27 protein-coding genes are annotated in these 25,340 nt (G+C 63.7%); 11 read left to right on the forward strand and 16 right to left on the reverse strand.

The features are described from left to right. Nucleotides 1-52: 52 nt before the first annotated feature. From gatB to ACHAC9_RS18775, 4 genes are all read left to right on the forward strand, one after another. Nucleotides 53-1,531: an Asp-tRNA(Asn)/Glu-tRNA(Gln) amidotransferase subunit GatB gene (gene gatB / locus ACHAC9_RS18760; RefSeq protein ID WP_435762237.1), complete on the forward strand. Its 1,479-nt coding sequence runs from the start codon at nt 53-55 to the stop codon at nt 1,529-1,531. A gap of 327 nt (nt 1,532-1,858) precedes the next feature. Next, nucleotides 1,859-2,068, forward strand: coding sequence for a helix-turn-helix domain-containing protein (locus ACHAC9_RS18765; RefSeq protein ID WP_435762155.1), 210 nt, complete (start codon nt 1,859-1,861; stop codon nt 2,066-2,068). A 35-nt stretch (nt 2,069-2,103) separates the two neighbouring features. Then, entirely contained in the window at nt 2,104-2,316 is a 213-nt protein-coding gene (locus tag ACHAC9_RS18770; RefSeq protein ID WP_435762239.1) for a hypothetical protein, read from the forward strand. Continuing rightward, entirely contained in the window at nt 2,265-3,419 is a 1,155-nt protein-coding gene (locus tag ACHAC9_RS18775; protein ID WP_435762157.1) for a HipA domain-containing protein, read from the forward strand. Before ACHAC9_RS18770 ends, ACHAC9_RS18775 begins: the two co-directional genes overlap by 52 nt. A gap of 37 nt (nt 3,420-3,456) precedes the next feature. Here ACHAC9_RS18775 and ACHAC9_RS18780 read toward each other — a convergent pair whose 3' ends face one another. From ACHAC9_RS18780 to ACHAC9_RS18795, 4 genes are all read right to left on the reverse strand, one after another. Then, the gene (locus ACHAC9_RS18780; RefSeq protein WP_435762159.1) at nt 3,457-3,714 is read right to left on the reverse strand and encodes a DUF6624 domain-containing protein; all 258 of its coding nucleotides are present in this window, start codon (nt 3,712-3,714) and stop codon (nt 3,457-3,459) included. Further along, nucleotides 3,675-4,079: a hypothetical protein gene (locus tag ACHAC9_RS18785; protein WP_435762161.1), complete on the reverse strand. Its 405-nt coding sequence runs from the start codon at nt 4,077-4,079 to the stop codon at nt 3,675-3,677. The genes ACHAC9_RS18780 and ACHAC9_RS18785 overlap by 40 nt, the downstream gene beginning before the upstream one ends. Next, entirely contained in the window at nt 4,080-4,742 is a 663-nt protein-coding gene (pyrE, locus tag ACHAC9_RS18790) for an orotate phosphoribosyltransferase (RefSeq protein WP_435762163.1), read from the reverse strand. Between the two features lie 73 nt (nt 4,743-4,815). Further along, entirely contained in the window at nt 4,816-7,011 is a 2,196-nt protein-coding gene (locus tag ACHAC9_RS18795; protein WP_435762165.1) for an ATP-binding protein, read from the reverse strand. A gap of 188 nt (nt 7,012-7,199) precedes the next feature. On the opposite strand from ACHAC9_RS18795, the gene ACHAC9_RS18800 reads away from it, so the two are divergent. Next, a complete protein-coding gene (locus ACHAC9_RS18800) occupies nt 7,200-7,970 on the forward strand; it encodes an exodeoxyribonuclease III (protein WP_435762167.1) in 771 nt (256 codons plus the stop codon). A 3-nt stretch (nt 7,971-7,973) separates the two neighbouring features. Here the strand turns inward: ACHAC9_RS18800 and ACHAC9_RS18805 are convergent, their stop codons facing one another. From ACHAC9_RS18805 to gshB, 8 genes are all read right to left on the reverse strand, one after another. Beyond that, a complete protein-coding gene (locus tag ACHAC9_RS18805; RefSeq protein WP_435762169.1) occupies nt 7,974-8,897 on the reverse strand; it encodes a pseudouridine synthase in 924 nt (307 codons plus the stop codon). 4 nt (nt 8,898-8,901) lie between these two features. After that, nucleotides 8,902-9,801: a M48 family metallopeptidase gene (locus ACHAC9_RS18810; RefSeq protein ID WP_435762171.1), complete on the reverse strand. Its 900-nt coding sequence runs from the start codon at nt 9,799-9,801 to the stop codon at nt 8,902-8,904. Nucleotides 9,802-9,886: 85 nt separating this feature from the next. Next, complete coding sequence (metW, locus tag ACHAC9_RS18815) at nt 9,887-10,501, reverse strand: methionine biosynthesis protein MetW (protein WP_435762173.1); 615 nt, start codon at nt 10,499-10,501, stop codon at nt 9,887-9,889. Next, entirely contained in the window at nt 10,498-11,652 is a 1,155-nt protein-coding gene (gene metX / locus ACHAC9_RS18820) for a homoserine O-succinyltransferase MetX (protein ID WP_435762175.1), read from the reverse strand. The genes metW and metX overlap by 4 nt, the downstream gene beginning before the upstream one ends. A gap of 50 nt (nt 11,653-11,702) precedes the next feature. Beyond that, nucleotides 11,703-13,457: a phosphoenolpyruvate--protein phosphotransferase gene (gene ptsP / locus ACHAC9_RS18825; protein WP_435762241.1), complete on the reverse strand. Its 1,755-nt coding sequence runs from the start codon at nt 13,455-13,457 to the stop codon at nt 11,703-11,705. A 35-nt stretch (nt 13,458-13,492) separates the two neighbouring features. Beyond that, nucleotides 13,493-13,762 carry an HPr family phosphocarrier protein gene (locus tag ACHAC9_RS18830; protein ID WP_435762177.1) on the reverse strand — a complete coding sequence of 90 codons (270 nt, stop codon included), beginning with the start codon at nt 13,760-13,762 and terminating at the stop codon, nt 13,493-13,495. A 64-nt stretch (nt 13,763-13,826) separates the two neighbouring features. Beyond that, nucleotides 13,827-14,234 (reverse strand): PTS sugar transporter subunit IIA, encoded by a 408-nt coding sequence (locus ACHAC9_RS18835; protein ID WP_435762179.1) that lies wholly within the window; start codon nt 14,232-14,234, stop codon nt 13,827-13,829. A gap of 1 nt (nt 14,235) precedes the next feature. After that, nucleotides 14,236-15,180, reverse strand: a complete 945-nt coding sequence (gene gshB, locus ACHAC9_RS18840; protein WP_435762181.1) for a glutathione synthase — start codon at nt 15,178-15,180, stop codon at nt 14,236-14,238. Nucleotides 15,181-15,361: 181 nt separating this feature from the next. Here gshB and ACHAC9_RS18845 point away from each other — a divergent pair, with 181 nt between their 5' ends. Then, a complete protein-coding gene (locus ACHAC9_RS18845; protein WP_435762183.1) occupies nt 15,362-16,075 on the forward strand; it encodes a class I SAM-dependent methyltransferase in 714 nt (237 codons plus the stop codon). A gap of 75 nt (nt 16,076-16,150) precedes the next feature. Here the strand turns inward: ACHAC9_RS18845 and gshA are convergent, their stop codons facing one another. The 4 genes from gshA to ACHAC9_RS18865 form a co-directional block, all read right to left on the reverse strand. Beyond that, entirely contained in the window at nt 16,151-17,458 is a 1,308-nt protein-coding gene (gshA, locus tag ACHAC9_RS18850) for a glutamate--cysteine ligase (RefSeq protein WP_435762185.1), read from the reverse strand. A 131-nt stretch (nt 17,459-17,589) separates the two neighbouring features. Beyond that, the gene (gene amt, locus ACHAC9_RS18855; protein WP_435762187.1) at nt 17,590-18,993 is read right to left on the reverse strand and encodes an ammonium transporter; all 1,404 of its coding nucleotides are present in this window, start codon (nt 18,991-18,993) and stop codon (nt 17,590-17,592) included. Between the two features lie 12 nt (nt 18,994-19,005). Then, nucleotides 19,006-19,344, reverse strand: coding sequence for a P-II family nitrogen regulator (gene glnK / locus ACHAC9_RS18860; protein WP_435762189.1), 339 nt, complete (start codon nt 19,342-19,344; stop codon nt 19,006-19,008). A 13-nt stretch (nt 19,345-19,357) separates the two neighbouring features. After that, complete coding sequence (locus tag ACHAC9_RS18865; protein WP_435762191.1) at nt 19,358-20,113, reverse strand: TorF family putative porin; 756 nt, start codon at nt 20,111-20,113, stop codon at nt 19,358-19,360. 245 nt (nt 20,114-20,358) lie between these two features. Here ACHAC9_RS18865 and ACHAC9_RS18870 point away from each other — a divergent pair, with 245 nt between their 5' ends. From ACHAC9_RS18870 to ACHAC9_RS18890, 5 genes are all read left to right on the forward strand, one after another. Further along, nucleotides 20,359-20,613: an accessory factor UbiK family protein gene (locus ACHAC9_RS18870; RefSeq protein WP_435762193.1), complete on the forward strand. Its 255-nt coding sequence runs from the start codon at nt 20,359-20,361 to the stop codon at nt 20,611-20,613. A 33-nt stretch (nt 20,614-20,646) separates the two neighbouring features. Continuing rightward, nucleotides 20,647-23,124 (forward strand): adenosylcobalamin-dependent ribonucleoside-diphosphate reductase, encoded by a 2,478-nt coding sequence (locus tag ACHAC9_RS18875; protein WP_435762195.1) that lies wholly within the window; start codon nt 20,647-20,649, stop codon nt 23,122-23,124. A gap of 65 nt (nt 23,125-23,189) precedes the next feature. Beyond that, on the forward strand, nt 23,190-24,059 hold the full coding sequence (locus ACHAC9_RS18880) for a hypothetical protein (protein WP_435762197.1): 870 nt from the start codon (nt 23,190-23,192) through the stop codon (nt 24,057-24,059). Between the two features lie 37 nt (nt 24,060-24,096). Next, nucleotides 24,097-24,621 carry an OmpH family outer membrane protein gene (locus ACHAC9_RS18885; RefSeq protein ID WP_435762199.1) on the forward strand — a complete coding sequence of 175 codons (525 nt, stop codon included), beginning with the start codon at nt 24,097-24,099 and terminating at the stop codon, nt 24,619-24,621. A 131-nt stretch (nt 24,622-24,752) separates the two neighbouring features. After that, nucleotides 24,753-25,328 carry a DUF2239 family protein gene (locus ACHAC9_RS18890; RefSeq protein ID WP_435762201.1) on the forward strand — a complete coding sequence of 192 codons (576 nt, stop codon included), beginning with the start codon at nt 24,753-24,755 and terminating at the stop codon, nt 25,326-25,328. Nucleotides 25,329-25,340: the final 12 nt, after the last annotated feature.

Raw genomic sequence — 25,340 nt, forward strand, 5'->3', positions numbered from 1 at the left:
GTCCGGGGGACTGTTATCCCGCCCACGCGTTCAACTAGTGCTCGCACAGAGAATACAAAGAGAGAACACCATGCAATGGGAAGTCGTCATCGGTCTTGAGAACCACGTCCAGCTCACGACCAATTCGAAAATTTTCAGCGGCAGCTCGATCCAGTTCGGCGCCGAGCCGAACACGCAAGCGAGCCCGGTCGACCTGGCGCTGCCGGGCGTGCTGCCCGTGATGAACAAGGGCGCCGTCGAGCGCGCGATCCGCTTCGGCCTCGCGGTTGGCGCAAAGATCGCGCCACAGTCTGTCTTCGCGCGCAAAAATTACTTTTATCCGGACCTGCCGAAGGGCTACCAGATCAGCCAGTTCGAAGACCCGGTGGTCCAGGGCGGCACCATCACCTTCGGCTTTGAGAAGGACGGCAAGCTGGAAACGAAGACCGTCAACCTGACCCGGGCCCACCTGGAAGAGGATGCGGGTAAATCGCTGCACGAAGACTACGCAGGCATGACGGGCATCGACCTGAACCGCGCCGGCACGCCGCTGCTGGAAATCGTCTCGGAGCCGGAAATGCGCAGCGCCGCCGAAGCGGTCGCGTATGCGAAAGCCATGCACTCGCTGGTCATGTGGCTGGGCGTCTGCGACGGCAACATGCAGGAAGGTTCGTTCCGCTCCGACGTCAACGTCTCGGTGCGGCCAAGCGGCCAGCAGGAATTCGGCACCCGCTGCGAGATCAAGAACCTGAACTCGTTCCGCTTCATGGAAGAGGCCATCCACTACGAAGTGCGACGCCAGATCGAACTGATCGAGGACGGCGGCAAGGTCCAGCAAGCCACGCGCCTGTGGGACCCGGACCGGAAGGAAACCCGCGCGATGCGCTCGAAAGAGGACGCGCAGGACTACCGCTACTTCCCGGACCCCGACCTGCCGCCCTTGATGATTTCCGAAGACTGGATCGAGCGCGTGCGCGCCGACATGCCGGAACTGCCGGAGGCGATGCGCGCGCGCTTCACCGGCGACTACGGCCTGCCGGAATACGACAGCCTGATCCTCACCTCATCGCAAGCGATGGCCAACTACTACGAAGCCGTGGTGGCAAAAGCCGGCAGGGAAAACGCGAAGGCGATCGCCAACTGGATGATGGGCGACGTGGCGTCGACCCTGAACCGGGAAGGCGTCGATATCCTTGATTCGCCCGTGGAAGCGTCGCAGCTGGCCCTGCTCATCAAGCGGATTGCCGACGGCACAATCTCGAACAAGGCAGGCAAGGAAGTGTTCGCGGCGATGTGGGAAGCCAAATCGCTCGATGAAAACCTGGCCGACATCGTGATCGAGCAAAAGGGCCTGAAGCAGATTTCGGATACCGGTGCCTTGGCGTCGATCGTCGATGAAGTGCTCGCGGCGAACGCCAAATCGGTCGAGCAGTACCGTGCCGGCAAGGAAGCGGCGATCAACTCGCTGATCGGCCAGGCGATGAAGGCGTCGAAGGGCAAGGCGAATCCGGCGCAGGTGACGGAGCTGCTCAAGCAAAAGCTGGCGGGCTGACACCGTCTGGCTCAACTAGAAACCGGGGCATGCTCCGGTTTTTTTACGCTCAGGTAAACATTGCACCTCGGCTTGTTTCGGAATATCAGAAAATTTAAGCAATAACGTCACGTTAATCTCGATGTTTCGGAATTTAAGAAATTCTTAAAATTTTTCAGAATGTTTAGTCGGAATTTCGGAATTTCGGAAATATCTATATTTTGACGACTATTATTCATTATATTTCTGAATATCCGAAACAGGGCCACCATGGAATCATTGCCCACCCTTCTGACAGCGCCCGGTACATTGGGACCGCCAGTACGTTAGCGTCGCCGTGCACAGCATTTGCGAATCGACGACGCCGCAGGACTTCTTGGCGTATCGGTCGACTTGATGTCGCGGCTCGAAAATGGCCAAGGCAGCGTTCGTCTGGACAAGGCAATGGCTGTTCTTGACGGCTTAGGTTTGGCCTTGCTCGTCGTCCCGAAGGAGCATCCCTGGGCACACCGCGCCCGCGCGATGCCTGTGCCACAGGCGTCCGGGGAAACCAAGTGAACCTGGTGCTCGAAGTCTTCGCCGGAGAGCGCCCGATGGCGCACATTGGACATGATGCAATTCCGGATACGTGCTCTCTGACCTACCTACATGACTGGCTTGAGGCCCCCGATGCTTACCCCTTGTCGCCGACGCTACCGCTTACCCACGCGAGCGCGGCTACGATTCACATTCGATCAAGCGCTTTATCGAACACTTGCTGCCTGAAGGGCATGCGCTCGATGTCGCCATTAAGGCCAATGGGCTAGCGAAGTCCAACGTGTTTGGCCTAATCCATGCACTCGGCACGGAAACCGCCGGTGTATTGCGTTTCCGAGACGCGCAGGCTGGGATGGACGCCCATGTCGCGCCCGAGATGCGGGAAATCCCGTTGGAGGAACTCGATGCGCGCATTGCCGGCCATGACATACCGTTCATGGTCTGGGACGGCAAGGTGCGTATGTCGGTCGCGGGCGTGCACGACAAGCTTCTGGTCTATGTCGACGCTCCGCTCGAACAGGGAGGACGCTTGTTCCTGGTCGAAGGCCCACGCCTTGCATCGACCCATATTCTCAAGCCCGACTTTAGTCATCCGAAAATGCCGCATCTCGCGATAAACGAGCACTTCTGCATGTCGCTGGCGCGCCGCATTGGCTTGCCGGCGGCGGAAGTACACTTACTGCGCACGCCTCGTCCGGTGCTTGTCGTACGCCGTTTCGATCGTATCGTGCAAAAACAGGATAACAACGTGCGCGTCGAGCGGCGACACATGATCGACGCTTGCCAGGCCTGCGATCTGCCAGTCAGTTTTAAGTACGAGCGCAATTATGGGAAAGGGGATGCAGTACGCGACATTCGAGAAGGCATGAGCTTCGAGCGTCTGTTCGATCTTGGCGAATTGACAGGCAACAAAGCTCAGGCAAAGCTGACGACGCTGCGCTGGGCGCTCTTCCAGTTCCTGATCGGAAACAGTGATGCGCACGGCAAGAACTTCTCGTTTTTTATCGGTCTTGGAGGCTACCTCGAACCAACGCCCTGGTATGACCTGGTCAGCATGGTCCAGTATGCGCATTTCGATACCGACCTGGCGATGGCATATGGCGATGCGTTCACCTACGACGAGGTCACGCCATTTGCCCTGGCCGACTTTGCCATCCGCTGCGGCATCGACCGCAGATTGATGCAGCGCGAGGCGCAACGCATGGCAGATGCCGCCTCTAAGGTGGCTATCGAACTGGCGTACGCCAGCAATTACCAGGACGAGGAACTTGCCTTTGTCGTCCTCAACTTGGTGGAGCTCGTCGGCCGCCAAGCGAAGCGCTTGGCAGAGCTTGCGCGCGCAGCGGTGAAGGTTCCTGCTGCGTTGCTTTGATCGCCTTATGGATTGCAGTCAAGCCCTAGCCAGTCGCTCACGGCCGCGGCTTCCTTGCCTCGCTCATGATGCACACATAATCCGCCAGCGGCATGACGCCGAGTGCGCGCCGGTTCGCCTCGACCGCATGCACGCTCGCTTCGTCCTGCAGGCCGAAATAGCGAGCTCCCCACTCCTCGGGCGACAACTGGGTGCCATAGCGCTGCGGCTTGCCCTGCCCTTTCAACACCCGATCCGTGAGACGTGCCAAGTCACTTAATGGCAGTTCGCCATGCTGCGCGCGCTGCTCGAGCACAGGCAGCAGCGCCGCCTGAAACTTCGGAGCGCGGTCGGGAAGTCTTGCGCGCGCACCAGCGCGTGCAGCCAGCGGACGTTCTCATCGTCGATCGCCAGCACCGCGCCTTGTGCGCCGCGGTCGCCACGATCCGCAAGCATGGCGATGCGCGCGGCCTGGTCGCGCGCGACGCGTGCCGCCAACTCGGCGCGCAGCAGCGGATTGGTGAACGTGCGCGCCGCGTCGCGCCCTGCCAGCGCTTCGTCCGATTCCTGCGGATGGGCGACGGCCCAGGCCGCGGCACCCGGACAAGGCAGGCCCTCCCTGGCCAGCACCGGCACAGCGCACAGCAGCGCCATCGCGGCTGCCGCAACGAAGCGTTTCACTTAGACGCCGTAACGCGTGCGGTACGCCGCCACCGCATCCTTGTGCTGGCCCAGTTCGGCATCGGCCGAGGCGCCAGACAGGTAAGCAAACAGGTCGTCCAGGTTGGCGATCGAGATCACCGGAATGCCGAACTCGCGTGCCACTTCCTGCACCGCTGAATTCTCGGACAGTGCCCCATCCTTGCCCGAACGCTCCATGCGGTCGAGCGCGATCAGCACGGCGGCCGGCTCGGCGCCGGCGGCGCGGATCATGGTGACCGATTCGCGCACCGAGGTGCCGGCCGAGATCACGTCGTCGACGATGACGACTTTACCCTGCAGCCTGGCGCCGACAATCGTCCCGCCTTCGCCATGGTCCTTGGCTTCCTTGCGGTTGTAGGCATACGAGGTATTGCGGCCCTTGCCGGCCAGGGCGACCGCGGTGCTTGACGCCAGCGTGATGCCCTTGTAGGCGGGGCCGAACAGCATGTCGAATTCGACGCCCGAGTCGAGCAGGGTCTGGGCATAGAATTGCGCCAACTGGCCGAGCGTGGCGCCGTCGTGGAACAAGCCGGCGTTGAAGAAGTACGGCGAGAGCCGTCCGGCCTTGGTCGTGAATTGACCGAATTTCAGTACTCCGGTCTCGACCGAAAACGCAATAAACTCCTGGCGCAGATTGTTCACGCAGCACTCCCTTACATTCGAAAACCCGTATTTTAATCCGCGCCGGTACTTGAGGCGACCGGCGCGGCGGGAATCAAGGCGCGCTGGCGAGACGCGCGACCTGCTCCGGGCTGATCGGCTTGACCAGGTGCTGCTCGAAGCCGGCCGCTTCGCTACGCGCCTTGTCCCGGTCCTGGCCGTAGCCGGTCAGCGCAATCAGGCGGCATGGATGATCCCCGAGCAGCACGCGCAGGCGTCCTGCCAGCTCGTAGCCGTCGAGGCCCGGCAGGCCGATGTCGAGCACCGCAATCTCCGGGCGCAGCTGTCCTGCCGCCGCCAGTGCGGCGGCAGGATCGTTGAACACCTCGACAGTGTGACCATGCGTACTCAGGAGCATGCCGAGCGTTTCGGCCGCATCAACATTATCGTCGACGACCATGATGCGGCGGCCAGGCGCCGGCGGCGCCTGGGAGACGACAGGCGCATGCGGCGCGGACGCGACGCTGCGCACCGGCAGGCGCACGACGAACTCGCTGCCGCACCCGAGTCCCGCACTGTGCGCTTCCACGGTGCCGCCGTGCAGCTCGACAATGTTCTTCACCAGCGCGAGGCCGATCCCGAGGCCGCCCTCGACCCGGTCGACACTGCGTTTGCCCTGGAAGAACAAGCCGAACACCTGGGGCAGCACTTCGGGTGCGAGACCGATGCCGTTGTCGGCGACACTGATGCGAAGCCAATCCGGACCGTCACGCCGCGCCGACAAGGCGACCGCGCCGCCATTGCCCGTGTAGCGGGCGGCGTTGGTGAGCAGGTTCGAGACCACCTGGGCCAGGCGCATCGGATCGCCCTCCCACTCCAGGCCCTCTTCGACCTCGAGTGCGAGCCGGTGCCTGCGCTGCTCGAGCAGGGGACTGGCCATCTCGACCGCCTTGGCCAGCGGCCGCGCGATGTCGCCGCGCTCCGATTTCAATTCGATCTGGCCGCGCGTGGCGCGCGCCACGTCCATCAGGTCGTCCACCAGGCGCACCAGGTGCTCGACCTGACGCTCGATGATATCGCGTTCGCGCGCGGCGGCTGTCTCGCCACGCATGCGCATCAGCTGTAGCGCAGTCACGATGGGCGACAAAGGATTACGCAATTCGTGTCCGAGCATCGCCAGGAATTCGTCCTTCGCGCGATTCGCACTCGTGAGCTCTTCGAGCAAGCGTTCGCGTTCGACGCTGGCACGCTCCAGGCGCATCAGCGCCTCGTCGCGCTCGCGGCGTTCGGTGGCGTCGCGCGTGAAGCAGCGGGTATAGCGCAGCTTGCCATCCTCGAAATAGCCGTTCGAGTGAATCACCACATGCTTGACCGAGCCGTCCTTGCAGCGCAGGCGCGCCGGCTGGTCGTACAGGGTCTCGCCGGAACCGAGCTTGGCGAGGATACTGGCGATGACCTCAGGATCGACATGGAAGTCGGCGATGTGGTGGCCGACGTATTCGTCCCAGGTGTAGCCGAGCATCTGCAGTTCTGCGCGGTTGACCCACAGGATGATGCCGTCGCCGGCGACCCGGTGCAGGCCCTCGGCGGCGTTCTCGACGAAGTCGGCGAATTCCTTTTCGCGCCGGCGCAGCGTCTGCTCGGCTTCCTTGCGGCGCGCGATCTCGGCTTCCAGCGCCAGTGCGCGCTGTTCATGCGAAGGCGCTACGTTCGCCACTGCAGGCGCGATAATGTGGGCGCCATGCGGCATGCCGCACTGGCCGTGTTCGGCGCAGACGCGCGCAAAGGCTTCGGCGCGGCCGCTTGAAGAGAACAGGTGCCAGGGGTAGGCGCAGAACATCGAGAACCTGAACTCGGTGCTCATTTCGTTCCACAACTGCTCGAGACGCACAGCGGCGTCGTACTGGCCGCGCTCGCACAGGAGCGTTACCATTTCGCCAAACGCGTGAACGCTGGCGCCGCTGGCGCAAGCCTCGGCCAGCGATGGAAGTATGACGGCACGCAGGCGCTCGCGGTCAGGCATGCCATCGGCCATGAAACTTTCCAGGGTCTGCTCGGCGTCGAGCACGACAAGGCGGCCCGGGTACCAGCAAGCGGCGCCGTTCGAGCTGCCGAAACCGGCAAGGAGGCGGCGCAGCTGCACCACATGCGCCGGCGTGGCGATGACGAAGCCGGTGCCGCCGGCACGCAGGGATGCATCGATGAACTCGGCGACCTCGTCGAGCAGGGAGGCTTCGTGATCGTAGAAACGGACCACGTGGGCGGAAGCGTCGGAGGCTTTATCAAGCGCCTCGTCGGGGGTTGTCAGCAAGTAGACTCCATGAAAGCAGACGCGGCAAGGCGGCACTGCGCGTTGCCAACACTAAAGTTTAACAGATGGTGGGCCACATTCCTGCCTGCCGGAAAACGCGCTACACTATTGACCCGCACAGTGTTGCGCGCGCGTCACGAGGCAAAAACACAACATTTAGCCGCGCACCGATCACCTACTTCTCGACTATGCCACGAATTATTTCCGCGAACCTGAACGGCATCCGTTCGGCGCACAAAAAAGGCTTCTTCAACTGGCTCGCCACCATCGACGCCGACTTCATCTGCGTGCAGGAACTGAAAGCCCAGGAAGCCGACATGACCGAGGACTTCCTGCGTCCGCACGGCTACCACGGTCATTTCCACTACGCCGAAAAGAAGGGCTATTCGGGCACCGGCGTGTATAGCCGCGTAGCGCCCGACAACAAGCGCATCGGCTTCGGCTGCCAGGAATTCGACGCCGAGGGCCGCTACACGCGCTGCGACTTCGGCAACCTGACCGTGATCTCGGTGTACTGCCCGTCGGGCTCGTCCTCGCCGGAACGCCAGCTGGCCAAGTTCCGCTTCATGGAGGTGTTCCTGCCTCACCTGGAGGAGCTCAAGCTTGAAGGCCGCGAAGTCGTCATCTGCGGCGACTGGAACATCGCGCACAAGGAAATCGACCTGAAAAACTGGAAGAGCAACCGGAAGAACTCGGGGTTTCTGCCGGAAGAGCGCGCGTGGATGACGCGCCTGTTCGACGAACTCGGGTTGGTGGACGTGCACCGCGTGGTGGCGCCGGAGGCTGCCGACTACACCTGGTGGAGCAACCGCGGCCAGTCATGGGCCAAGAACGTGGGCTGGCGTATCGACTACCACGTGGCCACGCCGGGCATCGCGGCCAAGGCGCATGCGGTGTCGGTCTACAAGGATGAGCGCTTTTCCGATCACGCACCACTGATCATCGACTACCACCTCTGATCCTTACCCAGTCCAGTCCAGGGTGCGTTCGCTCGTGAACGTGCGCGGCTGACCGGTGATCGGATCGTCAAAACTGATCGCGCGCGCCAGCAGTTGCAGCGGTGCTGAAAAATCGTCCCCCTTGCAGGGCAGCGCGACCGGATAGAAGGCGTCGTTCAGGATCGGCGCGCCGAGTGAGGATAAGTGAAGCCGCAACTGGTGCTTGCGGCCCGTATGCGGATGCAGGCGGTAGCGCACGATGTCGCCGCGGCGCTCGATCACTTCAATCAAGGTCTCCGAGTTCGGTTCGCCCTCTTCCTCGGTCATCACGAAGAACTTGTCGCCGTCGACCATGCGGCTCTTGTAGGTGAAGGGGAAGTCGCGTCCTTCGATCGGGCCGGCCAGCGCCTCATAGACTTTTTTCACGACCCGCTTCTGGAACATCGACTGGTATGTGCCGCGCGTCTGTACGTTGTGCGAGAAGATCACTACGCCCGCCGTTTCGCGGTCCAGGCGGTGGATCGGCGTCAGGTGCGGCAGTTCCAGCTGCGCTTTCAGGCGTACCAGCAGCGTCTCGTGCAGGAAGCGCCCGGTCGGGATCATCGGCAGAAAATGCGGCTTGTCGACCACCAGCAGGTGCGCGTCCTGGAACAGGATGCGTTCCCTGAACGGGATCGGTGTTTCCTGTTCGTCGAGCTCGCGGTAATACCAGATGCGCATGCCGTTACGGACAGGGCTGTCGGCCGCCAGTGCTTGTCCTGTGGCGTCGACCACTTCGCCGCGCTGCAGGCGTGCGGCCCAGGAGGCAAGCGTCACGTCGGCAAAACGCCCGGCCAGGAAACGCAGCATACCGCCGGGCAGCGTTTCGGTCAGCCACAGGTAGCTGGGCGCGACGCCGCCGCGCACCGGTAGCGGCACATACGCATTGGCGTCTGCCTGGCGGCCCATTTGCTTATTTCAGCGCGACATTGGTGCGGTAAGCGGGCAAACGGTTCACCGTGGTGCCTTTGGCGCGCGCGTACAGCGGCAGCAGCACGTTCATGTGCTTTTCCATGTCCTTGATGCGGGTTTCGCCGCCCGGGTGGGTCGACATGAATTCGGGAGGCGCGCCCTTGCTCAGCATTCCCATCTTGCGCCACAGGGCGATGCCGGCCCGCGGGTCGTAGCCGGCACGCGCCGCGATATCCAGGCCGACCAGGTCCGACTCGCGTTCTTCGTCGCGCGAGAATTTCAGGACGACGCCCTGGCCGACCATGCCGGTGACGGCATTGGTAATGCTCGGGTCGATCCCGAAAATGGCGGCGCCGAGCGCACCGGCGCCGCGCGCGACAACCGACGTGATGCCGGACTTGGCCATGCGCTCACGGCCATGCTCGCGCAGCGCGTGCGCGATCTCGTGGCCCATGATGGCGGCCATTTCGTCGTCGGTCAGCTTGAGCTGGTTGACGATGCCGGTGAAAAAACCAATGCGTCCGCCCGGCATGCAGAAGGCGTTCACCTGTGGATTGTCGATCAGGTTAACCTGCCATTTCCAGTTCCTGGCAGATGCATTCCAGCGTGGCGTGTGCGGGATGAGGCGTTGTGCGACGCCGCGCAGGCGCTTCACTTGCGGGTCGGTCGCCGGCACCAGCGCACCCTTCTGCTGCGCCTGCGACATCATTTGCTGGTATTGCTGGGCCGCTTGCTCGTTGAGCTGCTCTTCGGGCACGAGCACGCGCACGCGCGAGAGCGGCTTGACGGCGATGCCGTCCTGGACCACTTGCTCCTTCTGGGCGTGGGCCTGCTGCAGGGGCATGGCGCCGAGGCTGGCGACCAGGGCGATGGAGAGGGATAGTTGTTTTAGTTTGTACATGTGAGTGGCCGGTGTGCTGTTTTTGTCAGCAGCATCGTCGCAGAAAAGCGTGGATGGGGTACGCACGATATGGGAGGCCATGGCGTCAAGCGCGCTTCGCTTTTTTGCGCAACCTGAAGACCGCCAGACTGCCCCTCAGATTCGGCAGGAAGGTCACCGGCTTGCCGTCGGCCAGCGCCACGTATTCGATCACCTCGAGCCCGCACTCTTCCGCCAGCTCCTTGAAGTCGACAATCGTTGCGCAGCGCACGTTCGGCGTGTCGTACCACTGGTACGGGAGCGAGCGCGAGACCGGCATCCGGCCTTTCAACAGCGCGACCCGGTGCGGCCAGTAGGCGAAATTCGGGAACGAGACAATCGCCTCCGCTCCCACGCGCACGATGTCGCGCAATAGCGCTTCCACGTGCTGCATCATCTGCAGCGAGGACAGGCAGAGCACCGTGTCGAAGGAATTGTCGCCGAACAGGCCCAGGCCCTGCTCCATGTCGTGCTGGAGGACGTTGATGCCGCGGCGTGTGCTCTCGAGTACTTTGTCGTCGGCGATCTCGATGCCGTAGCCGGTGCAGTGCTTGCCCTTTTCCAGGTAGCGCAGCATGGCGCCGTCGCCGCATCCCACGTCCAGCACGTGCGCGCGCTCGCCCACCCAGTGCGCAATGAAAGCCAGGTCGGGACGCAGCGTGCTCAGGTCTTCGAAATTCATGCCGCCTCCTGCGCCGCGATCTCACCCCAGATGCGGTCGACATAGGCCCGCACCACGCCCATGTAGCGCGCGTCTTCGAGGAGAAAAGCGTCGTGCCCGTGCGGCGCGTCGATCTCGGCATACGTCACCTGGCGCCGGTTCGAGATCAGCGCTTGCACGATCTCGCGGCTGCGCTCCGGCGAAAAACGCCAGTCGGTACTGAAGGAGACGATCAGGAACTGGGCACGCGTCGTGGCCAGCGCGCGCGTCAGGTCGCCGCCGTGCTCGCGCGCCGGGTCGAAGTAATCCAAGGCTTTGGTGATCAACAGGTAGGTGTTGGCATCGAAGTATTCCGAGAACTTGTCGCCCTGGTAGCGCAGGTAGGATTCAATTTCGAAGTCGATGCCGAAGTCGAATTTGTAGTCGTTTGTTTCGGCGGCATTACGGAGTTTACGGCCGAATTTCTCGGCCATGTCGTCGTTCGACAAATACGTGATGTGACCGACCATGCGCGCCACTTTCAAACCGTTCTTCGGCACTGTCTTGTGTTCATAGAAGTCGCCGCCGTGGTAGTCAGGGTCGGTCAGAATCGCCTGGCGCGCGACGTCGTTGAAGGCGATGTTCTGGGCCGACAGTTTCGGCGTCGAGGCGATCACGATGCAGTGGCGCAGGCGCGTGGGGAATTTGATGCTCCACGAAAGCGCCTGCATGCCGCCGAGCGAGCCCCCCATCACGGCGGCGAATTGTTCGATACCGAGGCGGTCGGCCAGGAGCGCCTGGGCGCCGACCCAGTCTTCGACTGTCAATAACGGAAACGCCGCGCCATACGGCTTGCCGGTGCCTGGATTGGCGTGCATCGGGCCGGTCGAGCCGAAGCAAGAGCCGAGGTTGTTTACGCCGATGACAAAAAAGCGGTCGGTGTCGACCGGTTTGCCCGGCCCCACCATGTTGTCCCACCAGCCGAGGTTTTTCGGCGCATCGGCGTAGGTGCCGGCGACGTGGTGCGAGGCGTTCAGTGCGTGGCAGATCAGCACCGCGTTCGAGCGCTCGGCATTCAATGTGCCGTAGGTTTCATACATCAGCGTGTAGTCGCCGAGCTGCGCGCCGCTTTGCAGGCGCAGCGGCTCGGCGAAATGCATCGCTGATGGTGAAACGATTCCAATGGATCCCATGAGACTTTCTAACTGTGTGTTGTTGGCGACACTAGCGGCCGCCTTCTGTATTACGTGAGCTGGAGCTGTTCGACCGCCTCGAGGATTTCGCCCGGTTCCATCGAGCGCATGATGCGCCGCATTCGCGGTGCGATTCGGGTCAGGTCAGCATTCAGGATTTCCTGCTTCACCGACAGCAACTGGGCCGGATGCATCGAGAACTCGCGCAAGCCCATCCCCAACAACAGGCGTGTCAGCCTGGTGTCGCCCGCCATCTCGCCGCACACGGCAACGTCGACGCCCGCCTTCTGGCCGGCAGCGATCGTCATGCCGATCAACTGCAGGATCGCCGGATGCAGGGGGTCGTACAGGTGCGCCACTTCGTAATCGACGCGGTCGATCGCCAGCGTGTACTGAATCAGGTCATTCGTGCCGATCGAGAGGAAGTTCATGCGGCGTACGAACATCGGCAGCGCCAGCGCCGCGGCCGGGATCTCGATCATGGCGCCCACTTCCACCGCCGCGTCGTACTTGATGTTCTGTTCGCGCAGCTGGGCCTTGGCCTGCTCGAGCATGTTCAGGGTCTGGTCGATCTCGAAGGCGTGGGCCAGCATCGGGATCAGGATGCGTACCTTGCCGAACGCGGAGGCGCGCAGGATCGCGCGCAACTGGGTCAGGAACAGCTGCGGTTCGGCCAGGCAGTAGCGGATCGCGCGCAGCCCCAGCGCGGGATTCAGGGCCGTGTGCTCGGTCGGGTCGAGCGGCTTGTCAGCGCCGACGTCGAGCGTGCGGATCGTCACGGGGCGGCCTTTCATGGCCACCACGGCGCGCCGGTACTGCTCGAACTGTTCGTCCTCGTCCGGTATTTTCAGGCCAGGGGCGCCCCGGCCCATGAACAGGAATTCTGAGCGGAACAGGCCGATGCCGGTCGCGCCGGCGTCGAGTGCGTGCTGGCAGTCGTCGGGCAGCTCGATGTTGGCCATCAGCGTGATCGCGACGCCGTCCTTGGTGACCGCCGGCGTTTTCTTGAGCTTCTGCAGGCGCTTCCTGGCTTTCACCAGCGCCAGCTGGCGTGCGCGGTACTGCTCCAGCACCAGCGGGCTCGGATTGCAGATCACCACGCCGGCGTCACCGTCGATGACGATCCAGTCGTCCTGCTCGATCAGGCGCGAGGCCTGGCTCATCCCCACCGCTGCCGGAATGTCGAGCGAACGCGCGACGATCGCCGTGTGCGAATTCTGGCCGCCGACGTCGGTGACGAAACCGATGAAGGAGCGGTCGCGGAAGGCCAGCATGTCGGCCGGCGAAATGTCGTGGGCGACGACGACCATCTGCGGCGCGTAGCCGTCGTCGCCGGCCAGCACCGGCGGCACCGACAAGGCGGTACCCATCAGGACTTTCAGGACGCGCTCGGCCACCTGCTGAATGTCGTGCTTGCGCTCGCGCAGGTAGGCGTCTTCGATCTCGTCGAACTGGGCCGAGAGCTCGTCGATTTGCGTCACCAGCGCCCACTCCGCGTTGTAGTGGCGCGAGCGGATGATGTCGAGCGGCGCTTCCGAAATCATCGGGTCCGACAGGATCAGGGCATGCACGTCGATGAAGGCGCCCAGTTCGGTCGGCGCATCCTTCGGCAGAGCGGTCCACAGCTCCTGCAGGTTGCGATGTACTTCGGCGATCGCGTCCTGCAGGCGCTTGACTTCGGCTTCGACCTGCTCGACCAGCACCAGGTAGTGCTTGACGTCGAGCGCAGCAGGCGTGAGCAGGTGCGCGCGCCCGATCGCGATCCCGCGCGAGACCGGAATGCCATGGAGCGTGAACGACGCCATCGATGTTCCCGAACGGTAGCGGCCCGATTCCGGCATTACTCGCCTTCGCCGAACTTGTCGTTGACCAGGCCCGACAATGCCGTGATGGCGTCCTGTTCGTCGGCGCCGTCCGCCTCGAGCGTGACTTTCGCACCCTTGCCGGCGGCCAGCATCATGACGCCCATGATCGATTTGGCGTTGATGCGGCGGCCATTGCGGGTGAGCCAGACTTCGCTTTTGTACCTCGCGGCCATCTGGGTGAATTTGGCGGATGCACGGGCGTGCAGGCCCAGTTTGTTGATGATTTCAAGTTCTTGCTGAATCATGTTTTTCGTTTTCTTTTCGGTCGTCAGAACTGCGGCGGAGCACCCTGCTCCCCTGTCATCCGGCTCAATCGGGGCCTACCCGGATGCGGTTATCGACGCGTGTGGCACCACTCTGGGCGCCCGCCAGCGCCATCTCCACCACCACATCGAGCGTGTCGCGCCGATACGTGATCGCACGCAGCAGCATCGGCAGACTGATGCCGGCGATGACTTCCACTCGCCCGTCCTCGGCCAGCGAGTTGCAGCAATTCGATGGCGTGCCGCCCTTGACGTCGGTAATGACAAGCACACCGTCGCCGTCGTCCAGGCGCGTGATCGCCTCGCGCGCGCGGGCGTTGACGGCATGCGTGTCTTCGTCGGCGGCGACGTCGATCGCCTCGAAGCGCTCGGTCGGCCCGCGAAACACGTGGGCCACCGCCGCGATGAATGCCTGACCCAGCGGTGCGTGGGTCAGGAGCAAGATACCTACCATGTTATTTCCCTGTTGCCTGCTCGACCGCGTCGATGAACATCGCCGCAACGTCGAAACCGGTCTGGTCGGTGATCTCCTGGAAGCAGGTCGGACTGGTGACATTCACCTCGGTCAGGAAATCGCCGATCACGTCTAATCCTACCAGCAACAGCCCGCGCTCGGCCAGCATCGGTCCGAGCGCCTCGGCGATCTCAAGGTCGCGCTCGGTAATCGGCTGGGCCACGCCGATGCCGCCGGCGGCCAGATTGCCCCGCACTTCGGTGCCTTGGGGGATGCGCGCCAGCGTGAACGGGACCGGTTTACCGCCGATGACGAGGATGCGCTTGTCGCCCTTAACGATCTCGGGAATGTATTTTTGCACCATGATGGTGCGTTTTCCATTGTCGCTCAGGGTCTCGATGATCGCGCCCAGGTTCATGGCATCGGATGTCACGCGGAAGATGCCGGTGCCGCCCATGCCGTCGAGCGGCTTGAAGATCACGTCGCCGTGTTCGGCGTGGAAGGCGCGCAGGCGCTTTTCCGACGAGGTCACCAGGGTCGGCGAAGTGAATTGGCTGAACTGGCCGATCGCCATCTTTTCGTTGTGGTCACGGATCGCCGAAGGACGGTTGAAGACGCGCGCGCCCTGCTTTTCCGCCAGTTCGAGCAGATAGGTGCCGTAGACATATTCCATGTCGAATGGCGGATCCTTGCGCTCGATGATGGCGTCGAACGTCGACAAACGGGTATCGATCGCGGCGTCCGCTTTGTACCAGACGTCCTGCTCGCCCGTCAGGTGGATGCGCGCGACCTCGGCGCTGACCACGCCCCCTTCGAGCGCCATGTCGCGCTGCTCGAAGAAATAAATATCATGGCCACGCCGCGCCGCCTCGCGCATCATCGCGAAGGTCGAGTCCTTGTAGATCTTGAAACCGGAGAGCGGATCGGCGAGGAAGGCGATTTTCATGGAGGGTCCTGTCTGGGTAATGCCCTCGATTTTAGCCGGAATCACGAACGCGCGCGGCCGACCCCTCCCGGGTCATATGATTCTTTTGGGCACATAATGCATTTGAGCAAATTGCGTGGGATTGCTCGCACGCCTGAGCGCGCGCAAACCGTGGCGCAATCGGCTGGGCGACGATGAACGTATGACCGCTCAACTTGACCACCAAGCAGAACAGGACCGCATCGCCAGCGTGTACCGCGGCTGGCACGGCGGCGCAGCGCTGGCGCGCTATGCCTGGCACCGGCCCGACATCGTCTACCAGCACGCCATGCGCACACGGGTGCTGTCGCGCATGCTCGCCAGTACCGTCGGCACCGACCTCGGCAAGATCCGCACCGTCGACGTCGGCTGCGGCACGGGCGGCTTCCTGCGCCAGCTGATCGACTGGGGCGCAACGCCGGCCAACCTTGCCGGCACCGAACTGCAGGAGGACCGGCTCGACCTTGCGCGCCCGCGCTCAGCGCCCGGGATACACTGGCATTGCGGCGCCTTGTCCACCTTGCCGACCGCCAGCGCCGACCTGGTCAGCGCGCATACCGTGATCTCGTCGGTCATCGATCCCGAGGTGCGCCAGCAACTGGCGGCCGACATGTGGCGCGTACTGAAACCGGGCGGCTGGTGCCTCGTCTTCGACTTCCGCTACAACAACCCGCGCAACCCGCACGTGCGCAAGGTAATGCGCAAGGAGCTCGACGCTTACTGGCCGGGGCACCGCCAGCAATACCAGACCCTGCTGCTGGCGCCGCCCGTCGCCCGTGCACTGGCCGCGCTGCCGGCGCTGGTGACCGAATCACTGGCGGCACTGGCGCCGCCGCTGCGCTCGCATTTCATGTACATGGTGCAGAAGGAGCGGTAAGGGCGAACTATGCTCGCATGAAAAAAGGGACCTGACAGGTCCCTTTCACATGCGTTCGACTTTCTGGCACGGCGCTCAATACACTTCTGGATTCGGGTCTGTCCGCTCCATTTCAAGCGAGGCCGCGAGCAGACCCAGCCGCGCGACAACGCCATACACATAGAACCGGTTCGGCGCCGCCGTTCCCGGTTTCGCCTTCAGGTCCGGCACCGCGTGCTGCTGGGCAAACGCAAGCGGCACATACTGCGAGCCCGGTGCATTCAGGTTCTGGTCGATGCCGCGCTCGGCATGCACGCGATAAAAGCCGCCGACCACATAACGGTCGATCATGTAGACCACCGGTTCGGCCACCGCGTCGTCGATCTTCTCAAACGTCGGCACGCCTTCCTGCACGATCAAATCCGTCACCTGGAGGCCATCCTTGACGACCGACATGCGCGCGCGCTGCTTGAGCGTGAGGTCGCGCACTTCGCTCGCGTCCTTGATCGTCATGATGCCCATGCCGTAGGTGCCGGCGTCCGGTTTCACGATCACGAAGGGCTTTTGCTCCTTCATGCCGTATTCCTTATACTTCTTCTTGATCTTCGAGAGCAGCGCCGAGACGGCGTCGGCCAGTTCCTCGGTGCCCTGGTCGTGCTCGAGGTCGATCTCGTTGACCTTTGCATGCAGCGGGTTGACCATCCATGGATCGATGTCGATCAGCTTGCCGAATTTCTTGGCCACTTCGTCGAAGGCCTTGAAGTGGTTGCTCTTGCGGCGCAGCGCCCAGCCGGCGTGCACTGGCGGCAGCAGCGACTGCTCGTGGATGTTTTCCAGGATCGAGGGGATGCCCGCCGACAGGTCGTTGTTCAGCAGGATCGTGCACGGATCGAAATCGGCCAGGCCCAGGCGGCGCCCGTTGCTTGATCGCACCAGCGGTTCGACCACCAGCATGTTCCCGTCCGGCAGCGCCAGCGGGGTCGGCTGGGTAACGTCCGGCGACAGCGAACCCAGGCGCACGTGCAGGCCGGTCTGGCGGAAGATCTGCATCAGGCGCGCGACGTTTTGCAGGTAATACGGATTGCGCGTCTGTGCCTGCGTTTCCGGAATCAGGAGCAGGTTGCGCGCGTCCGGACAATATTTGTCGATCGCTGCCATGGCCGCCTGCACCGTCAGCGGCAGCATTTCGCTGGCGAGGTTGTTGAAGCCACCCGGGAACAGGTTGGTATCGACCGGCGCCAGTTTATAGCCGGCATTGCGCAGGTCGACCGAGCAATAGAACGGCGGCGTATGCTCCTGCCACTCGAGGCGGAACCAGCGCTCGATGGCCGGGGTGGCATCGAGGATCTTCTTTTCTAAATCGAGCAGCGGGCCGGTCAGGGCGGTAGCGAGGTGCGGAACCATGAAAGTGGGCGTCCTTATTGACTTCTTGGCAATGAATGCCCTTATCTTGGGGCAACAGCCGCTATTTTAAAGGCGCTCCAAAACAAAAAGCGCCCCGCAGGGCGCCTTTCATGCAGATCGGGTCGCGGTTGCTACGAATGGTACGCCGATTCGCCGTGGCTGGTAATATCCAATCCCTCGCGTTCCTGCTCTTCCGGCACGCGCAGTCCGATCACCAGGTCCACCAGTTTGAACGCGATGAAGGCCACGAGCGCCGACCAGACGATGGTCACGCCCACCGCCTGGGCCTGCACCCAGACTTGGTGGCCGATCGAATATACATCGGTCGATCCCTTGTTCGTGACGTAATCCCAGATACCCTGCCCGCCCAGCTGTGGCGAGGCGAACACACCGGTCAGCAGTGCGCCGACGATGCCGCCGACACCGTGCACGCCGAACACGTCGAGCGAATCGTCGACGCGCAGCAGTCGCTTCAAGCCATTCACGCCCCACAGGCAGACGATGCCGCCGACCAGGCCGATCACCAGCGCGCCCATCGGGCCGACGAAGCCGCAAGCCGGCGTAATGGCCACCAGGCCGGAAACGGCACCCGAGGCGGCGCCCAGCATGGACGGCTTACCCTTGGTCATCCACTCGCCCATGGTCCAGGCGACGGTGGAAGCGGCGGTGGCAAGCAGGGTATTGATGAAAGCCAGCGCTGCGACGTCGCCTGCTTCGAGTGCCGAACCGGCATTGAAGCCGAACCAGCCAACCCACAGCAGCGAGGCGCCGATCATGGTCATCGTCAGCGAGTGCGGCGCCATCGATTCGCGGCCGTAGCCGACGCGTTTGCCGATCACATAGGCGCCGACCAGGCCGGCCACTGCCGCGTTGATGTGCACCACGGTGCCGCCCGCGAAGTCGAGCGCGCCCTTTTGCCACAGCCAGCCGGCGTCGGCGGTGACGCTGGCCAGCGTGGCCGCATCGGTGATCGCGTCGGGACCGGCCCAGAACCAGACCATGTGCGCGACCGGGATGTAGCCGAAGGTGAACCACAGCACCACGAAGGCGAGCACCGCGGCGAAGCGCGCGCGCTCGGCAAAGGCGCCGACGATCAGGGCGCAGGTGATGGCGGCAAAGGTGCCCTGGAAGGCGACGAAGATGAACTCGGGGATCATCGTTTCCTTGCTGAAGGTGGCTGCCATGCTGAACACGCCCGCGGCCGGATCGTAGATGCCGTTCAAAAAGGCGCGATCAAAGCCGCCGATGAAGGGGCTGCCGCCGGTGAAGGCGAGCGAATAGCCGTACACGCACCACAGCACGATGATCACCGAGAACACCATGAAGACCTGCAGCAGTACCGACAGCATGTTCTTGGCGCGCACCAGGCCGCCGTAGAACAGCGCCAGTCCCGGGATCGCCATCATGATCACGAGCAGTGTGGCGACGAACATCCAGGCGGTGTCGCCCTTGTTGATGGACGGGGCGGCGGCGGCCGGTAAAGCCAGGCCGAGTGCCAGCGCGGCCCCCAGGATTTTTGTCATGGTTCGATTCATTTGGAAATCCCCTTACAGTGCGTCGTTGCCGGTCTCGCCGGTACGGATACGGATGACCTGGTTGAGGTCGGACACGAAGATTTTGCCGTCGCCAATCTTGCCGGTGCGCGCGGCGCTTTGGATGGCGTCGATGACCTGGTCGACGACGGCGTCGTCGACGGCCGCTTCGATCTTGATTTTCGGGAGGAAGTCGACCACGTACTCGGCTCCACGGTAGAGCTCGGTGTGGCCCTTCTGGCGGCCGAAGCCCTTGACTTCGGTGACCGTCATGCCCTGCACGTTTATTTCCGACAGCGCCTCACGCACTTCGTCGAGCTTGAAGGGCTTGATAATGGCGGTAATCAGTTTCATCGGATTGCCTCTTTCAGAAGGTTTTCGAGACGGAGAGCACGGCCGCCGACTTGCCCAGGTTGCGGCCGGTCGGGCTGAGATAGCTTTCGGTATTCGCCTTGATCCAGGCCAGCGAGACGCTGGCAAAGCCCAGGTCCTTGGTCAGGCCGACCTTGTAGTCGGTGTACGAGAACTGGCCGTTGTTTTTCACGCGCTGGCGGCCGACGTGCAGGTTCAGCACCAGGCCCGCGACCGCTTCGATCGGCACGTTGGCGCCCAGGTCGAGGTAGCCGCTCTGCTTGCTGTTGGTCGTGCCGAACAGGTTCGTGGTCGCGTGCGAATACTTCAGGTAGGCCGGACCGAAGCCGACCTGGCCGTACAGCTCGAAGGTGTTCGCATCCGGGTTCAGGTCGTTCGACGGGTACCAGTAGTACAGGCCGCCGACGTCGTAGCTGATCGCGTCCGTGATCTGGCCGCGCTTGCCCGCGTACAGGTCGACTTCGACGTTGCCGTCGCCGCCAAGGTCCTTCGTCCACTTGATGGTCGAGAGCCAGGTGCCGACATAGAAACCGCTGGGGCTGTGGGTGTAGTCGGCGCCGCCCTGCAGGGCCGGATCGAAGCGGGTTTGCGACAGGCCGCGGTAACGATACTCGCTGGTGAGGGCAGCGTTGTAGCTGAGCTGGTGTTCGGCCGCGGGTGCCTCCTGTGCCTGCGCCGCCGTGCCGACCATCATTGCCAGCGCCAGAATTGCTGCTCCCCCTGCTGCATTGCCTGCTAACTTATTCTTCATGACGATTCCCCTTGAGTGGATGGATGTTGGTGTTTCTGGCAGCCTGCGTTGCAGCTTTATCCATCCTGTAGCAGAATGCGTGCCAGCTCACGGGGGCACGGCATGTGCTTGATTTTTCGCTCACCTGCCCCACATCCGGTGGTAATCACCACAATTAAGTGCAGGACGGGGGCACGACCCGCCCTCACGCACTAAACGAGGTCATCGCGCACCACTGTGGTGCGCCACCTCGCCGACCAGGACTGATGGACATGAATAATTTCTTCAACGACTTGCAAGGCAAGATCAATCAGGCGATGGACAGCGCGCCGGCCAAGGACATCGAGCGCAACGTCAAGGCGATGATGACCCAGGGCTTTTCCAAGCTCGACCTCGTGACCCGCGAAGAATTCGACATCCAGGCCCAGGTGCTGGCAAAGACGCGCGCCAAGCTCGAAGCGCTCGAGCTGCGCGTGGCCGAGCTGGAAACGCGGCTGACGGAGACCGCGCCGAAAGTCTGATCGCCGCATGCTGTACTCCTTTGGAAGGCAGCCATGAATGCAAACGACAAACTGCCCGGCATGCCCCTGCCTCCACAAGAGGTATCGATCGACGTACTGCGCGAGAAGTATGCGAAAGGCGATGAAACCACGGTCGCCGACGTGCGCCGGCGCGTAGCGAAAGCGCTCGCCGCGCGCGAGGCACCGGCACTTCGCGCTGAACAGGAAGAACGCTTCTTCCGGGCCATGGAACATGGCTTCGTCCCTGGCGGACGGATCAACTCCGCCGCCGGTCTCCAACTGAAGGCCACCCTCATCAATTGTTTCGTCCAGCCGGTCGGCGACTCGGTCACCGGGTTCGAGGACGGCCTGCCCGGCATCTATACGGCCCTGGCAGAAGCGGCCGAAACGATGCGCCGCGGCGGCGGCGTCGGCTACGACTTCAGCGCCATCCGCCCGTTTGGGGCCGTCGTGCACGGCACCCGTTCGCGCGCGTCCGGTCCGGTGTCGTACATGGAGCTGTTCGACGCCTCGTGCCGCACGGTCGAATCGGCCGGCGCCCGGCGCGGCGCCCAGATGGGCGTGCTGCGCATCGACCATCCCGACATCGAACGCTTCATCGCCGCCAAGGACCGCGGCGGCCTCTCGAATTTCAATATCTCCGTCGGCGTCAGCGACGCCTTCATGCATGCGCTGGAAGCCGATGCCGGCTTCGCGCTGGTGCACCGCGCCGAACCGGGTGAGGAATTCATCGAGGGAGGCGCCCACCAGCGCGAGGATGGCCTGTGGGTCTGGCGCGAGGTAAGGGCCCGCACGCTCTGGGACAGCATCATGGCCTCGACCTATGACCATGCCGAGCCGGGTGTGCTGTTCATCGACCGCATGAATGGCGAAAACAACCTCTGGTATTGCGAGCAGCTGCGCGCCACCAATCCCTGCGGCGAGCAGCCCCTGCCCGCCTACGGCTGCTGCGACCTCGGTTCCCTCAATCTCACCTGCTTCGTCGACGCGCCATTGACGCAGCAGGCCCGCTTCGACTTCAAGCGCATGCGCGAAGTGGCCGCCGTTGCGGTGCGCATGCTCGACCTGGTGCTCGATGCGACGGAATGGCCGCTGCCGCAACAGGCAGAGGAGGCCCGCGCCAAGCGCCGCATCGGCCTCGGTTTCCTGGGCCTGGGCAGCGCGCTTGTCATGCTGGGGCTGCGCTACGACGCGCCCGAAGGACGGCTGCTCGCCGCGCAGATCGCCGAGCACCTGCGCGATGCCGCGTATGCCGCGTCCGTCGAGCTGGCGCGCGAAAAAGGCAGCTTTCCCCTGTTCGATGCCGAGCCTTATCTCGCAGGTCGGTTCGTCGCGCGTTTGCCGCAGGACCTGCGCGAAGCAATCCGGGTGCACGGCATCCGCAATTCGCACCTGCTCTCGATCGCGCCGACCGGCACCATCGCGCTCGCCTTTGCCGACAATGCGTCGAACGGCATCGAGCCGGCCTACTCCTGGACCTATCAACGCAAGAAGCGCATGCCGGACGGAGCGACGCGGGCCTACGAGGTGCAGGACCATGCCTGGCGCCTGTACCAGCGCCTGCATCCGCAAGCCGCACCAGGCGGACCACTACCGCCGCAATTCGTCACCGCACTCCGGATGCGCGCCGACGACCACCTGCGCATGCTCGAAGCTGTTCAACCCTTCATCGATACGTCGATCTCGAAGACGGTGAACGTTCCCGCCGACTATCCGTATGAAGATTTTCGCGGCCTGTACCTGGAGGCCTGGCGCGCCGGCCTGAAGGGCCTTGCGACCTATCGCCCGAACGCGGTGCTGGGCAGCGTGCTCGGTAGCGCGGCATCGGACGCCGACCAGGGCGGCATCGACGACGATCCACTGCGCAGGCGCTTCGACGGGCGCCCGTTGGGAGAACTCGATTCCGTCACCTCGAAAGTCGAATACGCCACCCAGGAAGGCCGCAAGACCCTGTACCTGACGGTGAGCTTCATCCGGGCCGAGGGCCTGGCGGACGGCGTACCGGTCACGATCGAGCGTCCCTTCGAATTCTTCATGCCGGCCAACCAGCGCAGCGATGGCCAGCAGTGGATCACTTCCTCGATGCGCCTGCTGTCGATGCTGGCGCGCGCCGGCGGGCCGATCGCGAAAGCCCTGGCCGACATGCGCGACGTGGTCTGGGAAAAGGGGCCGGTACGCTGCGGTTTTCTGACACGCGAAGATGGCGCCCGGGTGCCGGTGTTCCATGATTCGGAAGCGGCGGCGGTCGGCTTCATGCTGCAGCGGATCCTGGTCAAGCGCGGCTTCCTCGACAGCCAGGGCAACCAGGTGCCGGTGGCGCAGCTGGCGCGCCAGTTGGCCGCGCGCGGCGCGCCGATCGAGACGCCGCCGCTTGACGTCGCGGCCCTGCCTGGCGTGACGGCAGCGGAGGCCGGCGGTGCGACATGCCCGGAATGCGGCGCCCGCGCGCTGCGCAAGAGCGAAGGCTGCACGCGCTGCAACAACTGCCAATATGTGGGGGAATGCGGCTGAGTTGTGGTTGCGGCGGACCGGTGCGGTGATACCATCGTGGGATCAGGCGACCAATAACGATGTGAATGACGACCGAACAAATTTCCCGTGCCCCTGACAGCGGCAGTAATGAAGACCTGGTTGCAGCGTTCGAGAGCGCGGGCTTGAGCGACCTGCTGGTGCTCGACGGTGCGACCTCGGTGGCGGACACCGACTACATCGACCCGCGACAGGGCGACGTCGCCTGGTTCGTGGGGGCGTTCGCCGCCGCACTCGAAGCGGCGCTTGCACCCGGCGTTACGCAAGCGGTTGCAGTGCGCCGGGCGCTCGATGCAGTGAGCGCGGCTTACCGTGAGCGTGCCGGCGCCGCGCCGATTCCCGTGTATGCCCACCCGCTGGCAGCCCTCACCTGGATCCGCATCCGGCACATGGACGACCATCTCGCGCTGTCGCTTTACTGCCTCGGCGACTGCAAAGTCTTCGCGCTTGACGCCGCAGGTGCGGTGCTCGACCTCGACCCGTATGTGAACCCGCACGAAGCCGTGCTGCAGGAGGCCATCGCGGCCCTGGGCCTGGCGGGCGTCGTTGATCCGGACCTGCGCCGTGCGCGCCTGCTGCCGATGCTGCGCGCGCGGCGCGCATTCCAGCACGGCTCGGCGGCGCCGGATGTGCTGTGCCTGGCGCCGCAGGGTGAATTCAAAGCGCGGCAATACGCGCTGCGCCTGCCGCTTGATGCCGCCGTGCTGGCGATGACCGATGGCTTTTACCGGCTCGTCGATCCGTACGGACGCTATACAATCGACGAACTGGCGGGGCGCTGCCGCACCCATGGACTGGCCGTCCTGATGGACGAATTGCGCGCCTTCGAAGCGGCACGCGCGTCCGGCCCACTTGCGGTAAAAAGCGCCGACGATGCCTCGGCGCTCCTGTGGACAGCCTCCCGCACCCAGAATTGAAGGAAACACGAATGATGTCGATTGGCAGGGGAATCCATTGAACAAGCATGTGAAATACGCGGCCACGGCCTGCTTTGCGCTGGGCCTGGCATTGTCCGGCCCGGCGCGCGCCCAGCACGGCACCGGCGCGCTCGAGGCCCGGGTCGTCGTCGTCAACGTCGAGCACCTGCTGGTCGATTCGAAACGCGCCCGCAGCGCCGCCGCGAAGATCGAGGCTGAATTCGCGCCCCGGCGCCAGCAGATCCAGGCCCAGCTGCGCCAGCTGCGCGAACTGTCGGAAAAGCTGGCGCAGGATGCCCCCAGCCTCGACGACCGCGAGAAACTCAAGCGTTCGCGCGCGGTGGGCGAACTCGAACGGGCCGTGCGGCGTGCCCAGGACCGGATGGGCGATGACTTTGCCGAACGCACGGCATCCGAGCGCGCGGCGCTTGCGCAACGCATCCACGACATCGTGCAGACGCTGCCCGCCCGGCAGGGTGTGGATGTGGTCCTGACGCGCACGATCTGGCACCGCCCGCAAATCGACGTGACGGACAAGGTCGCGTCAGTGCTGGACCCTTAGCCGGATGGCAGCCGTGGCGCCGAAATAACGCGGGGCAGAATTTTACCCGGATATTATTGACCCTCTATTTTTATCCGGGTAATATTCACGCAGGCGCTTTCGTTCGAGGGCGCACCATTGTGGAGAATCTTATGCTGCCAAGTCACTGCATCGCCTTTGCCGGAACCGACCTGTTGGCCAAGGGCGAGCTCATCGATGTCATACGGGCCGTCAAGGCAGCACTCGACAAGGGTACTGAGCGCTCGGTCGCGCTGCTCGACGCGGCCACCAGCCGCCCCGTCGACATCAATTTCACCGGCACGGAAGAAGAAGTCTTGCAGCGCATTCCGCGCGCCCCCGTGCGCAGCGCCGGCCGCCCGAAGCTGGGCGTGGTCCCGCGCGAAGTGACGCTGCTGCCGCGCCACTGGGAATGGCTGTCGAAGCAGCCCGGCGGCGCATCGGTGGCGCTGCGCAAACTGGTCGAACACGCGTCGCGCGACGCACGCGGGGCCGACACGATGCGCGAAGCGCGCGATGCGGCGTATCGTTTCATGCATGAGCTGATGGGGGATGCTGCCGGATTCGAAGAGGCGTCGCGGGCGCTGTTCGCGGGCGACGGCGAGCGCTTCCGGGGGCTGGTCGCCGCGTGGCCCTCCGGCGTGCGTGCCCATTTATTGGCGTTGGCAGAGCCGGCGTTCGGTACCGGGTCTGCCGCGTCCGAGACCTGAAAAAAACGCCCG

It is taken from the genome of Massilia sp. CMS3.1 (genome assembly GCF_051262535.1).
In the GTDB taxonomy this organism is placed as follows: Bacteria; Pseudomonadota; Gammaproteobacteria; order Burkholderiales; family Burkholderiaceae_D; genus Telluria.